Origin of the sequence: Photobacterium lucens, assembly GCF_009873615.1 — a bacterium.
In the GTDB taxonomy this organism is placed as follows: Bacteria; Pseudomonadota; Gammaproteobacteria; order Enterobacterales; family Vibrionaceae; genus Photobacterium; species Photobacterium lucens.
Genome location: NZ_SSMG01000082.1, coordinates 39,385 through 53,796, shown reverse-complemented (window position 1 = coordinate 53,796; position 14,412 = coordinate 39,385). Strand labels below are relative to the sequence as shown.

Sequence of the window (14,412 nt, the reverse complement as noted above, 5' to 3'; positions counted from 1 at the left end):
GTATCATTGATAAATCTTTTTGACTAATCATTCAACGAGTGCCCACACAGATTGCATGGTCAAATTGTTAAAGAACATTTAGCGCAACACATCGTGTTGGCTGAGGCTGCGTATAATACACCGCGCTCATTTCAAGTCAACAATAATTTTAAATTTATTTTTTAAAACTCTTATTGGACTTGGCTTAAAGCGACTTTTCTTATCTTTTTAAGATTAAGATGAATTTTTAGCTTTAAGACTGCAATTTATCAAACTCAAAAAACATCGTTCAGATATTTTCAAAGCCACTTTTCATTATAAACTGCTTAACTACAAGTTATACACAGGTTGTAAATAACTTACTAACCGTCCGTATTCCCTGTCGATGGAGGCGCATTATAGGGAGGTCGTGAGATATAGCAATAGTATTTTAAGAAAAAAGTGTTGAATGCAAAAATTTCCAACGATAAGCCTTAAAACCATCACTTTTTGCACAATTTAACAAGTTTCTTATATCAAAAAGAAAAGGCATATGAGTAAACTCATATGCCTTTTCGTAATTTTTTAAGTTTAGTCTTTAATTGAAACAATGAATGACGAATTCAATAATTCCTCTCTGTGGTAATTCAGAGGTTGTCCATCAAGATCAGTAACAATAGCCCCTGCACTTTCTGCAACACACTGACCAGCGGCGGTGTCCCACATCATTGTTGGTCCTAAACGTGGATAACGTTGGGCTCTACCTTCTGCGACTAAACAGAACTTTAAGGATGAACCGACTTCCGTCATTTTATGCTCACCCATTTGTTCTAGATATTGCGCAAGCTCTGGTGATGGATGAGAGCGGCTGCCAACAATTGTTGGTACTGTGGCTACTCTGACTTTAATAGGCTCACGCCCCGCTTTGGTTTCTAGCCACGCTTTTTCGCTATTCCCCAACCATGCTTTTTCTAATGCTGGCGCATAAACTACCCCTAATACAGGTTTCCCTTCTTTTATAAGTGCGATATTAACGGTGAATTCGCCGTTTTTACGGATGAACTCTTTGGTTCCATCGAGAGGATCAACTAACCAAAAGCTGTCCCAGTGTTGCCTTTCTTGCCAGTCAGTATGGGCTGATTCTTCTGAAAGAATGGGAATATCGGGAGTTAACTGCTTTAGCTTGGCTACAATAATTTCGTTTGCGGCAAGATCGGCATCGGTCACTGGACTACTATCTGATTTTTGTTCGATCTGAACCTGACCATGGTAACGATCCATAATGGCAGCACCGGCTTCTAATGCGATGCTATATATTTCGTCGAGTAACATTGCCAATCCCTTTCTCCTTATAGTGTTTTAGCTGATGATCTGTTGTGACTTAAGGTGTTCGATACACTGTGCCACCAGCTCTTCTATTGCGTGACTTCCTGCCGCTAAATGGATCTCAGGCGATAACGGCGACTGGTATTCAGAATCGATACCCGTGAATTGCTTGATTTCACCTGCTCGCGCTTTTTTATACAAGCCTTTTGGATCACGTTTTTCACACTCGACTAAAGGTGTATCAACAAAAACCTCAATAAACTCGCCATCAGGAAGAAGATCACGTACCAGCTGTCTTTCTTCTCGGTGAGGAGAAATAAACGCGCTCAGTACGATTAAACCCGCATCAGCCATTAGCGCTGCCACCTCACCGATACGACGAATATTCTCACGACGATCTTCACTGGAGAAACCTAAATCTCGACATAAACCATGACGAACATTATCGCCATCTAATAGATAAGTGTGATGACCAAGCTCGGCCAGCTTATTTTCCAATGCACCAGCGACTGTGGATTTACCTGCACCGCTTAACCCTGTAAACCACAACACACAAGGTTTCTGCTGTTTTTGCTCGGCACGTAATGCTTTTGTTACGGTATGACGATGCCAAACAATGTTTTCTTTATCATCATGGACTTGTGGTGTGATTGTCATAACACACTCCGTTGTTTAGTGATTAAAAAGGAAATAACAGTGGGATCAAACTGAGAACAACCACTGAATAGACTATCGATATCGGCAATCCAATCCGTAGATAATCTTTTAATTTATAGTTACCAACACTGTAGACCAGTAAGTTAGTTTGATAACCATAAGGTGAAATAAAGCTCGCACTCGCGCCAAATAGCACCGCCATAATAAAAGGCATTGGATCGACATTATAAGCCAGCGCTAAGCTGTAACCGATGGGGAATGATAAGGCGGCGGCTGCATTGTTAGTCACCAGTTCAGTCAATACTAATGTCATGAGGTACACAGCTATCAATGCGCCATAGATCCCCCAACCATTAAAAGCGGTGATTAATGCTTCCCCCATACGTTCAGATAACCCAGTACTTATCATCAATTGAGCAAGCGTAAGCGCAGAGCCGACAATCACCACAATATCGACAGGGAATCGGCGACGTAACTCGGTAAAGGAAATGATCCCAACAGCGAGCATCACGAGTAAGTAAGCAGCTAACCCTTTAATAATGGGCAGCACATCCAATAAAGCGAGTCCAATAACGGCAAGAAATCCCATTAATACTGCTGCACTTTTACTGTTATCTAATCGAGCACTGGAATCTAAGCCGTTCACTAATACGAACTCACGATCTAACGTGGTTTTCTTTTGTTGAAAGGTTTTGCCCGGCACGATGACTAAGGTATCACCAGCATGTAGTTCAATGTTACCCAATCCACCAGCTAGACGTTCGTGACCACGGCGAATGGCGACGACGACTGCATCAAAGTTTTCTCTAAAACGTGTACTCTTTAGAGTTTTGCCTCTGATCCCTGCTGAATGGCTCACGATCACTTCCATCATGGATTGACCATTAAGGTGATGCTGTCCAAAAAGGTTCAGCCCTTGGATTTCTTGTAAGGTAGTGACACTTTCTACATCACCACAAAATAATAAGGTATCCCCTGCTTTAAGTTTGGTATCGGGGCAAACAGGTGCGATAGTTTCGCCATCTCGGATCAATTCAGCTAAGAATAAACGGCGTAATGCACGCAGACCATTTTCAGCCACCGTTTTTCCGACCAAGGGGGAATCTGCTTTTACCCTTGCTTCGAGAAAATAAGGCAGTTGATCGTCAGCATGATCATCATAACTTGGTAATAAGTGACTAAGCGGAATAAGAATAGCTAGGCCGATAACCAACACAGCAAGACCAATAACACTTGGCGCAAAGAAACTTAAACTCGGCAGTCCCGCATCTTCAACAAAGCTATTAATGATTAAGTTAGTGGATGTACCTATTAGCGTTAAGGTGCCACCTAAAATCGCCGTATAGGATAAAGGTAACAATAATTTAGAAGGGGCATGGCGCTGATTACGTTTAATGGCACCAATCAGTGATACCACGACTGCCGTATTATTGGTAAATGATGATAATAACGCGGTTGATAAACCGAGCTTCGTTACCACTGAGCTTTGACCACCCTGTGAGATTTGACGCCCAACCCAACTTATCAAACGCGTTTTTTCTAATGCGATGGAAACAAGGATCAACAATACCAAGGTCAATAATGACGAATTAGTAAAGTTACCCGCCAGCGTAGGTAAGTCGATCATGCCTGACTGAAAACCAATAAACGCAGCCCCAGCAAAGAGATAGGCTGGTTTTATCTTGGTTGCCAGTAAACAAAGAATGATCACCACCAACATAGCGAGAACGATCGCTTGCTCCCATCCCATGATGATTACCCTAGCAACTTGCTAAGATCTTTCGCATCCCAATGCGGGAAATGCTTACGGATCAGGGCATTTAACTCAACTTCAAAAGCTGAGTATTGCGCGGTATTTTGTTTCGTATCTAACGCTTCACGTACCATACCCGCACCAACCGTTACATTGGTTAAACGATCAATCACAATGAAGCCACCGGTGTCTTTACACGCTTGGTAACTATCTACCGCAATCGCTTCATTTAAGCTCACTTCACACAGACCAATACCATTTAAAGGCAATGCTTCCGTTTCAAAGGTTTCAAGGTTGTTGATATCCACTTGATGACGAATAGCATCAACCGTACCAACCGTTTTCTTACCAGCTACTTTAATATCGTATTGGCGACCTGTTTCTAATGGTGATTCCCCCATCCAAACAATATCAGCCAATAAGCTATTACTTAGCGGTACCGTTTCCTCAGCAGCGACTAACGTATCGCCACGGCTGATATCAATTTCATCAGCCAAGGTTACAGTCACAGCTAAACCCGGATATGCCACTTCAAGATCACCATCAAAGGTAACGATACGCTCAACAGTAGATGTTTTACCTGATGGTAATGCACGTACTGTTTGACCAACACGTAATTCACCGGATGCCAATGTGCCGGCAAAGCCACGGAAATCAAGATTAGGACGGTTAACGTATTGCACAGGGAAACGCAGCGCATCAGAGGTTTGATCTTGGGCTAGGTCAACTTTCTCTAATAACGTCAATAATGAGTCACCTTGATACCAAGGCGTTTTATCGCTCAAACCAACAACGTTATCACCTTCAAGTGCTGACAATGGCACAAGGCTAATATTGATATCGCTATTGAGTTTTTTCGAGAATGCTAAATATTCTTCACGGATAGATTCAAAACGTGCTTGATCGAAACCCACCAAGTCCATTTTATTAATCGCAACGATAAAGTGACGAATACCCAATAGGCTCGCAATGTAAGAGTGACGACGAGTTTGATCCAATACGCCTTTACGCGCATCAATCAAAATAACCGCGACATCACAAGTTGAAGCCCCTGTTGCCATATTACGGGTGTACTGCTCATGCCCCGGGGTATCAGCAATGATGAATTTACGCGCTTTGGTTGAGAAATAGCGGTAAGCCACATCAATGGTGATCCCTTGCTCACGCTCAGCTTGTAAGCCATCAACTAGCAGTGCCAAGTCAGGCTTATCGCCTGTCGTACCGACTTTCTGGCTATCGGTATGAATGGCAGCTAGCTGATCTTCATAAATTTGGTGAGAATCATGCAGTAGTCGGCCGATAAGCGTACTTTTACCGTCATCCACTGAGCCACAGGTTAAAAATCGCAGCAGAGATTTATTATGGTGTTGGTCAAGGTAAGCTTCGATACCGAGCTCAGCGACCTGTTGTTCAATCACGCTATTCATTATTCTCTCCTTAGAAGTAACCTTGGCGTTTTTTCAATTCCATTGAGCCGGACTGATCGTGGTCAATCGCTCGGCCTTGTCGCTCACTCGATGTCGCCACCAACATCTCTTCAATAATACCTGGCAACGTATCTGCCGTTGATTCAATGGCTCCCGTTAGTGGGTAACAGCCCAAGGTTCTAAAGCGCACACTCTTTTGTTCAATTTTTTCCCCAGGCTGTAACTCCATGCGATCATCATCGACCATGATCAACATGCCATCTCGCTCCACTACAGGACGCACTTCCGATAGGTATAACGGTACGATTTCAATGCCTTCAAGGTAGATGTATTGCCAAATATCAAGCTCCGTCCAATTTGATAGCGGGAAGACGCGAATACTTTCGCCTTTATTGATTTGGCCGTTGTAGGTTTTCCAGAGCTCAGGACGCTGGTTTTTCGGATCCCATGTATGATTCTTATCGCGGAAGGAATACACACGCTCTTTCGCTCGAGACTTTTCTTCGTCACGACGAGCACCACCAAAAGCGGCATCAAAACCATACTTATCCAGCGCCTGCTTCAAGCCTTGAGTTTTCATGATATCGGTATGTTTTGATGAGCCGTGAACAAACGGACTACACCCCATCGCCAATCCTTCTGGGTTTTTGTGTACCAATAGATCAAAACCGTATTTTTCTGCAGTGCGATCGCGAAATTCGATCATCTCGCGGAATTTCCAATCGGTATCTACATGCAACAATGGGAACGGAATTTTCCCCGGGTAGAATGCCTTACGTGCAAGGTGCAACATCACTGATGAATCTTTACCGATAGAGTACATCATCACTGGATTATCAAACTCAGCCGCTACTTCACGGATAATGTGGATACTTTCCGCTTCTAACTGCTTGAGGTGGGTTAAACGTTTCGGGTCCATCTCTCTCTCCATACTATGCCAGTTTAACTACCGCATCTTGCTGCTGTAGCGACTGTTCCTGTTTTGTGAACCAATCTAATTTCGTCGATAGGTTTACCACCTCTCCTACAACAATCAGCGAGGGAGAAGCAGCGTGTTGAGCTAATTGAGCCAGTTCGCTTAACTGACCTTTTAATACTTTTTGCGTTTTCTGCGTGCCACGTTCAATGATGGCTATCGGAGTGTCTGCACCACGACCGTGCTCTAATAATTGCTGTTGAATGTGACTCGATTTCATCAAGCCCATATAAATCACTAAGGTCTGTTTACCACGCGCCAGCGTTGACCAATCTAAGGTGTCACCGTCAGGCTTTAAATGCCCAGTCACAAACATGGCTGTTTGGGCATAATCACGGTGAGTGAGAGGAATACCAGCATAAGCGGTAGCACCCGCAGCGGCTGTAATACCCGGTACGACTTGGAATGGAATATCAGCATCAAATAGCACTTCTAATTCTTCACCACCGCGACCAAACACAAACGGATCGCCACCTTTTAGACGCACGACACGCTTACCTTGTTTGGCATAGTGAACAATTAAACGATTGGTTTCTTCTTGCGGCACGCTGTGAAAACCTGCTTTTTTGCCAACACAGACTAACTCTGCATCACGGCGAACAAGATCCATGACTTCATCAGAGACTAAATAGTCATAAAGTACGACGTCAGCCTGCTGCATTAACTGCAATGCTCGAAGAGTTAGTAAGCCTGCATCACCTGGACCGGCACCAATTAATGCCACTTGGCCTTGAGGAGGTGCTTGATGGGTTAATGCCACCAGCTCTTGCTCAGCTTCTTGCTCTCGACCTGCAGCAACTAAATCACCAAATCGTCCGTTGAAGGCTTGCTCCCAGAAATAACGACGAGCAGAAAAAGACGAAACAGTTTGTGATAGACGCTGACGGAAATTGCCTGCGATAGTCGCCATACGTCCTAAATGTTGTGGTAGCAACGCTTCTAGCTTTTCACGTAATAAGCGAGCCAGTACAGGGGCTTGGCCTGACGAAGAAATCGCGATAATGATTGGGGAACGATCAACAATAGAGGGAACAATGAAGCTACAACGTTGGGTATCATCCACCACATTCACCAATACTTGACGTTGGTTGGCTGATTGATACACCAGTGCATTAACAGATTTGCGATCCGTTGCAGCGATAGCTAAGAAAATGCCATCGAGATCGTCAGGTGAAAAAATCTCACCTACATGTTGAATTTGTCCTTGGGCTAATGCAGCAGTGAAATCCGCATTTAACGTTGGGGCAATGACACGCACATCTGCCCCTGCTTTTAATAGCATACGGGTTTTACGCCACGCGCTGTCATCACCACCGACAACCAAACACGGTCGACGCTTTAAATCTGCAAAAATTGGCAAGTAATCCATCATTAGCCCCTCTTTTTATCCCTAGATGCACTATAGAGGGGGCTAGATATTACTTGAAATTCTAAAATTTCATTTTTTATTCCAAAATGTTTAGCAAAACACTGCTTTTTCGCCAAAATGAAACTAAGCAGAGGCTTTCGCTATATAAAGACGAATATATAGTGATAAATCTCACTTTTATGGCTAGCACTAGGGAAGCAAGCAAATCGTTTCCCTAAACGTTATGCCTTTTCTGTCTAGGTTATGACGAATAACTCACCTTTAAATGCGTTAAATCGAACCACAATATTCGATCTCAGTAACACTCCATCAAAAAAAACGAGATCGATAGCACAATAGTGCGACACAGCTAACAGCGTTTATCAGCATATTTGATACCTTACGCCTGCTTTTTTGCCTACCCCGTTTGGAGATATTCATGACGTTATCAGCTAAGCCTTTATCAATTGCGATCCTTGGCGGTTTACTTACGCTTGCCGGCCCTGCGACTGCAGACACCATCAAGCTACGTATCCTAGAAACAACCGATATCCATACCAATGTGATGGATTACGATTACTACAAAGATAAACCAACGGACAAAACAGGCTTAGTGCGCACAGCAACCTTAGTTGAAAAAGCACGTGGTGAAGTAACAAACAGCGTATTAGTTGATAATGGTGACTTGCTACAAGGTAGCCCTATGGGTGACTACATGGCAGCCAAAGGGATCAAACACGGTGAAGTACACCCTGTTTACAAGGTAATGAACCAACTTAATTACGATGTGGGTAACATTGGTAATCACGAGTTTAACTATGGTTTAGACTTCCTTGATACCAGCATTGAAGGTGCTGACTTCCCTTACATTAATGCTAACGTTTACGATCTAAAAACAGGCAAAAACCTATTTAAGCCTTACCTTATTAAGGAATATACCTTCAAAGACATCGATGGTAACGATCAACAAGTGAAGATCGGTTACATCGGTTTTGTACCGCCACAAATCATGGTGTGGGATAAGAAGAACTTAGAAGGTAAGGTGGAAGCAAAAGACATTAAGCAAACCGCTGAGAAATTCATTCCACAGATGAAAGCAGAAGGTGCTGACATCATCGTGGCAATTCCACACTCAGGTGTTGCGGCAGACCCATACAAAGTGGGCGCAGAAAACTCGGTTTACTACTTAACACGAGTTAAGGGCATTGATGCGATTGCCTTTGGTCACTCACACGCAGTATTCCCGAGCAAAGATTTTGCAAACCTACCGGGCGCAGATGTCGAGAAAGGCACGATCAACGGTATTCCTGCTGTGATGCCGGGTCGCTGGGGCGATCACGTGGGTATCATGGACTTGGTGCTAGATAAAGACGGTAACAGCTGGAAAGTAACTTCAGCACAAACTGAAGCTCGCCCTATTTTCGACAAAGCGACGCAAAAGCCTATCGTTGATGCCGATCCTAAATTAGTCGCAGCCGTAAAAGTGGATCATAACGCGACTCGTGATTTTGTTAATCAGCCAATTGGTAAAGCAAGCGATGTAATGTACAGCTACCTTGCACTGGTACAAGATGATCCAACGGTACAAATCGTTAACCTTGCACAGAAAGATTATGTTGAGCGCTTCATTCAAGGCGATCCTGATCTAGACGGTATCCCTGTTCTGTCTGCTGCCGCGCCATTTAAAGCTGGCGGTCGTGGTAATGATGCAACCAACTTTACTGAAGTAGAAGCCGGTCAACTGACTTTCCGTAACGCTGCTGACTTATACTTGTACCCAAATACCCTTGTTGCAATGAAAGTGACAGGTAAAGAAGTGAAAGAATGGCTGGAGTGTTCAGCAGGACAATTTAACCAAATCGATGTTAACAGTGATAAACCACAAGGTTTGATCAACTGGGATGGTTTCCGTACTTACAACTTCGATGTGATTGATGGCGTGACTTACAACATCGATATTTCACAACCAGCAAAATACGACGGTGAGTGTAAAGTCATTAACCCAACAGCAAACCGTATTAAAGATCTAACTTTCAACGGTAAGCAGGTTGCTGACAATCAAAAATTCATTATCGCAACCAACAACTACCGAGCTTACAGCGGTAAGTTTGCAGGTACAGGTGAGAAGTTTGTCGCGTTCGCATCACCAGATGAAAACCGCACTGTACTTTCAGACTACATCAGCCGTGTAAGTAAAGAGAAAGGCCAAGTAGTACCAAGTGCAGATAACAACTGGCACTTCACACCACTGAAAAGTGATAAGAAGTTAGATATTCGCTTTGAAACTGCCAATAGCGAAAAAGCAGCCAAGTTCATTAAAGACAAAGGTCAGTACCCAATGACCCAAGTTGAAACAACACCAACTGGCTTTGCTATTTACCAATTGGATTTACAACACGCGAAATAATCGTCGTGATAAAGTAAGCTATCGATACCGCAGCACTGTCTGCGGTATTTTTTTACTGTTAAAGAGTGAGCGATCATGAAGCATTCCGCACAACTTTCTCAACTTGCCGAATTTCTTCAACAATTTGGCGCAGAGCAAACCACCATTGACGAAGCATTAGCACACGCTCAAATATTAGAACTGCCTACTCGTCATATCTTGCTCAATCAAGGTCAACAAGCTGAGCAATTTTACTTTTTACTCGATGGACTGTGCCATGCCTGTTATCTCACCGAAAACGGTAAACAATTCAGTAAAGAGTTTTATTGGGATCAAGATGCGTTAATTGGCTTTGAGGGACTGATCACCCAATCCCCATCACCTTTTCTATTAGAAACCTTATCAGCAAGTCAACTTATCGCACTACCGATTACATTAATTGAAACATGGCGTGCCCAAGGCTTAGCACTGTATATCAACTTATTGGAACGTCAGTTGGTGTTTAAAGAAAACAAAGAGCGCTTTATGTTGATGTACAGCCCTGAAGAACGATACCAATTGTTTACACAAAGCTTTGCGGAACTTAATTTTAAACTGACGGATTATCAGATTGCGTCGTACCTCGGGATCACGCCTATTAGTTTAAGCCGCATTAAAAAAAGGCAAGCGCAGCCACAATAATGCAACGAAATTAACAATGGTTAATGAGGCATTGAAAAACTCAGGTTACTATGAAGATCACTTTGTTTATCATCGATAAGAGAACACCTGATGCTTACTTGGCAATGCCTTTCTTTTGCACAACTCACACCCCACCAGCTTTATGATGCACTAAAGCTTCGCTCTGATATTTTTGTCGTCGAGCAAACCTGTGTTTACCCTGATCTTGATGATAACGATCGTGCGGATGATGTTTACCACCTACTCGGTTATCAAGGCGGCAAACTGATCGCTTACTTACGCTTATTACGCCCGGGGCTTACTTACGATAACGTCAGCATTGGTCGTGTCGTTACAGCACAAGAAGCACGTGGTAATGGCATCGGTCATGAGCTCATTAAACAAGGACTCGCCAACGCGGCACGTCTTTGGCCTAATGCAACGATTGAGATCGGAGCGCAAGAGCATCTCATTCATTTTTATCGTCAACATGGATTTGAGCAAACCTCTGAGATGTATCTTGAAGATGGCATCCCACATGTCGATATGATCCTGACACTGGATCAACTAAGATGAAATTAAGTGCCGTTTCACTGGGAATTTTATTACTCGTATTCGGCAACTTATCTGCCTCGCTTTCTGATGTGGCAGTCAAACTACTCAATGGCGAAGTTCACCCTTTTCAATACATGTTTCTTCGCCAAATATTGAGCTTAGTGATCATTCTGCCGCTATGGTTATCGCAAGCTAAGCCTAAACGAGCTGTAGGGAGTTGGAAGATCAATACAATCCGAGCTTACTTAGTGTTAGCAGGAAGCTCAATGTTATTGGTTGCGCTGACTTACCTACCTTTAGCAACAGCAAATGCATTGTTTTATGCCGCGCCGCTGCTGATGATCCCATTATCTATGCTGTTATTAGGTGAGCATCCCAGCAAAAGCAAAGTGATAGCCACTGCAATTGGCTTTATTGGTATTCTGATTGTATTACGTCCAACCCAATTTCACTGGGCAGCCATTGCAGCATTAGGTACAGCAACCACATTGGCACTTTACAATGTCTTGGTACGTAAACTGCCTGAATCTCAAAGTGTTGCGACTACTCTATTTTGGACTTGTGTATTATCGCTTCCGGTCGCTACACCGTTAGCATGGTATTTCTGGCAACCAATATCGATAGAAAACCTTAGCTTAATTGCAGCCAGTGCCCTATTTACGTTGGGCTATCAAGGCTGTGTGGTCATGGCTTATCGCCAAAGTGAAACCCATCAAATCGGGCTTGCGGAATATTCAGGACTGATATTTGTCGCCATCTTTGGCTGGGTTTGGTTTAACGAAAGTTTAGATGCACTCACCCTATTCGGTATTTTATTGATCATTCTGCCAATGATGCCGAAACCCAAACGTAAACAATTAGCGCCAATGAACTCTTAAGCTCCTATATCAATCTAGAAAGTAGAGCGTAAAAATAGAAAAAGCCCACTTCAGTTAACCGAAGTGGGCTTTTTTAATCTTGTCTTTAGGTATGACTTATTGGCGGTAATAACCACCATTACTACGACGGTAATAAGTCGCTGAAATACCATTACCATCAATCTTCAAACCATCAATTTGACCATTGCTGTTCACACGGTATGTCAACATTTGACCAGCCTGTACATTACTGATCGGCTTACCCGCACCTTCTACTTTCGCTATCGCGAATAAGTCAGATAACGGCAATGAGCGATCTCTAAATACACTGGCTAATGTTTTACCTGCTGGCACTTTATAACTTACCCACTGACCTGCAGAAGCGGCTGCTTTAGGTTGGCTCGCTGTGGATGAGTTTGATTTCAATGAGCTAGATGCTGTCGGCTTTGCAGGTGTCGTTGCCACTGGCTTTTGCGTAGCCACATCAATCACATATGCTTTACCACCATTAAGTGGGTAAATTCTTTGCAGCTTAGGTTTTTTCTCAGGGGCTGGACCATTATCTTCCAAGCCACCCACCGCTTTCATACGCTTATCTTCTGTGGCATCAGCCGTATCTAATACCACATCGGTAGGTTGGCTCACCACAGTATTAGCTGAAGTATTCGCTACACCATTTGATGTCGTACCACCAGCCACATTTGTTGTTGTTTGAGTATCAGCGACACCACCAAGATCAAGCTGAATATCACGACGAACTGAGGTTGCAGGGCTATCATCTTGTTCTAGTTGTGCCGATGATGGCAACATCAATACCGCAACAAAAATCGGTACTAGGATCATCAGAGCCCAGCGATGGAAACGTGGAAAACGATGCCAAGTATGGCTCACACCTTCTTTAAGCTGGCGACATTTTCCGGTGATCCCTGAGATATTAAAATTCACACTGCGTCGTTGTGACGCTTGTTTGGTTTTCGAACGGCGTTTGGCCTGTCCCATATACAGCACTCCAGAGCTTCATATGTCACGCAATTTGCGAATAATGGTTACAAACGTTTACCCATGAGGGGCGAAACTGTTATCCTGCTTGCTTTAATTCATTCTACATTAAGAGATGACGATAATGTCTGACGTTAAACTAGATACAGTTGAGTCTAAAGCAAGCTACGGTATTGGTCTTCAAATGGGCCAACAACTAGCTCAAAGCGGTCTTGAAGGCCTAAACGTAGCAGCAATTGCTAAGGGTATCGCAGCTTCTCTTGCTGGCGAAATGCCAGAAATCGAAGTTGATGAAATCAACAATGCACTACGTGAACTTCACACAAAAGCAGACGAAGCACGTCAAGCTCAAGCTAAACTAGCAGCTGCTGAAGGCGAAGCATTCCTAGCAGAAAATGCACAGCGTGCAGAAGTTACTGTAACTGATTCTGGTCTTCAATACGAAGTTCTAGTTGAAGGTAACGGCGAAATCCCAACTTCTGACAAGCAAGTACGCGTGCACTACCACGGTATGCTAACAGACGGTACTGTTTTTGACAGCTCTGTTTCTCGTGGTCAACCTGCAGAATTCCCAGTAACTGGCGTTATCGCTGGTTGGGTTGAAGCTCTACAAATGATGCCTGTAGGCTCTAAGTGGAAACTATACATCCCACAAAACCTAGCATACGGTGAGCGTGGTGCAGGTGCTGCAATTCCTCCATTCGCTGCACTAGTATTCGAAGTTGAGCTACTAGATATCCTATAAGATATTGCTTCTTCTTAAAAAACGACGCTTCGGCGTCGTTTTTTTATATCTATCGAACAGTGTTTATTAAGTGAAAACACAGTTTTCAGGCTAGATTCAGTCGCCATCATCGTTTTAAATAGGCAATCATTATAAAATTATAACTACACTAGGATAGTGATAGCTCAATGAAGGAGTACCCCATGGAAAAACGTCGTATCTTAACAACTGTCATCGCTACCGCTTTATTATCAACTAGCGCGATGAGCCACGCATTCAGCCTTACCGATCTATCGAATGCGCTAGGGGGAGAGAAATCCGATCAAGTCGCTACCCAAATTGCTGAAAACCCATTAACTCAAGCATTAGTAACGGGTCTTGGTGTTAAACCAGAGCAAGCTGCGGGCGGTGCAGGCGCACTATTAAGCATGGCAGCAAGTGAGCTAACTGGCCCACAAAGCCAAGAGCTAACCAAATTAATTCCTGGTGCAGAAAAGCTAACTGAATCATTACCGCTAGGTTTAGGTCAGTTACTTGGTACTAAAGAGAACATCGATAAAGTGTTCTCACTACTGGGTATGAATCCTGGCATGGTTAATCAATTCGCACCTATCGTGACTCAATTCTTAAGCGAGCGTGGTGCAAGCCATGAACTTGTTGGCGCATTGAATAATATTTGGGGTCCAGTAACATCATCAGCTCCTGTGACTGCGAAATAACAACTGGCTTTATTTAAAAAAGCAAAAGGGCGAGAATATTCTCGCCCTTTTATTTTATCGCAATGAA

Annotated in this window: 13 protein-coding genes; 6 read left to right on the top strand and 7 right to left on the bottom strand. The window is 43.5% G+C overall.

Annotated elements, in window-relative coordinates; genetic code table 11:
* Positions 1 to 549: 549 nt before the first annotated feature.
* The 6 genes from cysQ to cysG are packed head-to-tail and all read right to left on the bottom strand — an operon-like array spanning position 550 to position 7,466.
* Positions 550 to 1,290: a 3'(2'),5'-bisphosphate nucleotidase CysQ gene (gene cysQ, locus E5A76_RS04410; protein ID WP_181319908.1), complete on the bottom strand. Its 741-nt coding sequence runs from the start codon at positions 1,288 to 1,290 to the stop codon at positions 550 to 552.
* A gap of 27 nt (positions 1,291 to 1,317) precedes the next feature.
* A complete protein-coding gene (gene cysC, locus E5A76_RS04405; protein ID WP_161118206.1) occupies positions 1,318 to 1,941 on the bottom strand; it encodes an adenylyl-sulfate kinase in 624 nt (207 codons plus the stop codon).
* 22 nt (positions 1,942 to 1,963) lie between these two features.
* Entirely contained in the window at positions 1,964 to 3,691 is a 1,728-nt protein-coding gene (locus E5A76_RS04400) for an SLC13 family permease (protein WP_161118205.1), read from the bottom strand.
* Positions 3,692 to 3,696: 5 nt separating this feature from the next.
* A complete protein-coding gene (gene cysN / locus E5A76_RS04395; protein ID WP_161118204.1) occupies positions 3,697 to 5,121 on the bottom strand; it encodes a sulfate adenylyltransferase subunit CysN in 1,425 nt (474 codons plus the stop codon).
* A 10-nt stretch (positions 5,122 to 5,131) separates the two neighbouring features.
* On the bottom strand, positions 5,132 to 6,040 hold the full coding sequence (gene cysD, locus E5A76_RS04390; protein WP_053986408.1) for a sulfate adenylyltransferase subunit CysD: 909 nt from the start codon (positions 6,038 to 6,040) through the stop codon (positions 5,132 to 5,134).
* A gap of 13 nt (positions 6,041 to 6,053) precedes the next feature.
* Positions 6,054 to 7,466 (bottom strand): siroheme synthase CysG, encoded by a 1,413-nt coding sequence (gene cysG, locus E5A76_RS04385; protein WP_045064944.1) that lies wholly within the window; start codon positions 7,464 to 7,466, stop codon positions 6,054 to 6,056.
* Between the two features lie 418 nt (positions 7,467 to 7,884).
* Between cysG and E5A76_RS04380 the strand changes: the two genes are divergently transcribed.
* From E5A76_RS04380 to E5A76_RS04365, 4 genes are all read left to right on the top strand, one after another.
* Positions 7,885 to 9,852 (top strand): bifunctional 2',3'-cyclic-nucleotide 2'-phosphodiesterase/3'-nucleotidase, encoded by a 1,968-nt coding sequence (locus E5A76_RS04380; protein ID WP_161118203.1) that lies wholly within the window; start codon positions 7,885 to 7,887, stop codon positions 9,850 to 9,852.
* Positions 9,853 to 9,927: 75 nt separating this feature from the next.
* The gene (locus E5A76_RS04375; protein WP_161118202.1) at positions 9,928 to 10,512 is read left to right on the top strand and encodes a Crp/Fnr family transcriptional regulator; all 585 of its coding nucleotides are present in this window, start codon (positions 9,928 to 9,930) and stop codon (positions 10,510 to 10,512) included.
* A gap of 90 nt (positions 10,513 to 10,602) precedes the next feature.
* Positions 10,603 to 11,067, top strand: coding sequence for a GNAT family N-acetyltransferase (locus E5A76_RS04370; RefSeq protein WP_161118201.1), 465 nt, complete (start codon positions 10,603 to 10,605; stop codon positions 11,065 to 11,067).
* Entirely contained in the window at positions 11,064 to 11,924 is an 861-nt protein-coding gene (locus E5A76_RS04365) for a DMT family transporter (RefSeq protein ID WP_161118200.1), read from the top strand. Before E5A76_RS04370 ends, E5A76_RS04365 begins: the two co-directional genes overlap by 4 nt.
* Positions 11,925 to 12,020: 96 nt before the next feature.
* Here E5A76_RS04365 and E5A76_RS04360 read toward each other — a convergent pair whose 3' ends face one another.
* The gene (locus E5A76_RS04360) at positions 12,021 to 12,902 is read right to left on the bottom strand and encodes a LysM-like peptidoglycan-binding domain-containing protein (RefSeq protein ID WP_161118199.1); all 882 of its coding nucleotides are present in this window, start codon (positions 12,900 to 12,902) and stop codon (positions 12,021 to 12,023) included.
* 124 nt (positions 12,903 to 13,026) lie between these two features.
* On the opposite strand from E5A76_RS04360, the gene E5A76_RS04355 reads away from it, so the two are divergent.
* Both E5A76_RS04355 and E5A76_RS04350 read left to right on the top strand, forming a co-directional pair.
* Positions 13,027 to 13,647: an FKBP-type peptidyl-prolyl cis-trans isomerase gene (locus tag E5A76_RS04355; protein ID WP_053986414.1), complete on the top strand. Its 621-nt coding sequence runs from the start codon at positions 13,027 to 13,029 to the stop codon at positions 13,645 to 13,647.
* A 182-nt stretch (positions 13,648 to 13,829) separates the two neighbouring features.
* The gene (locus tag E5A76_RS04350; RefSeq protein ID WP_053986415.1) at positions 13,830 to 14,345 is read left to right on the top strand and encodes a DUF2780 domain-containing protein; all 516 of its coding nucleotides are present in this window, start codon (positions 13,830 to 13,832) and stop codon (positions 14,343 to 14,345) included.
* Positions 14,346 to 14,412 lie beyond the last annotated feature (67 nt).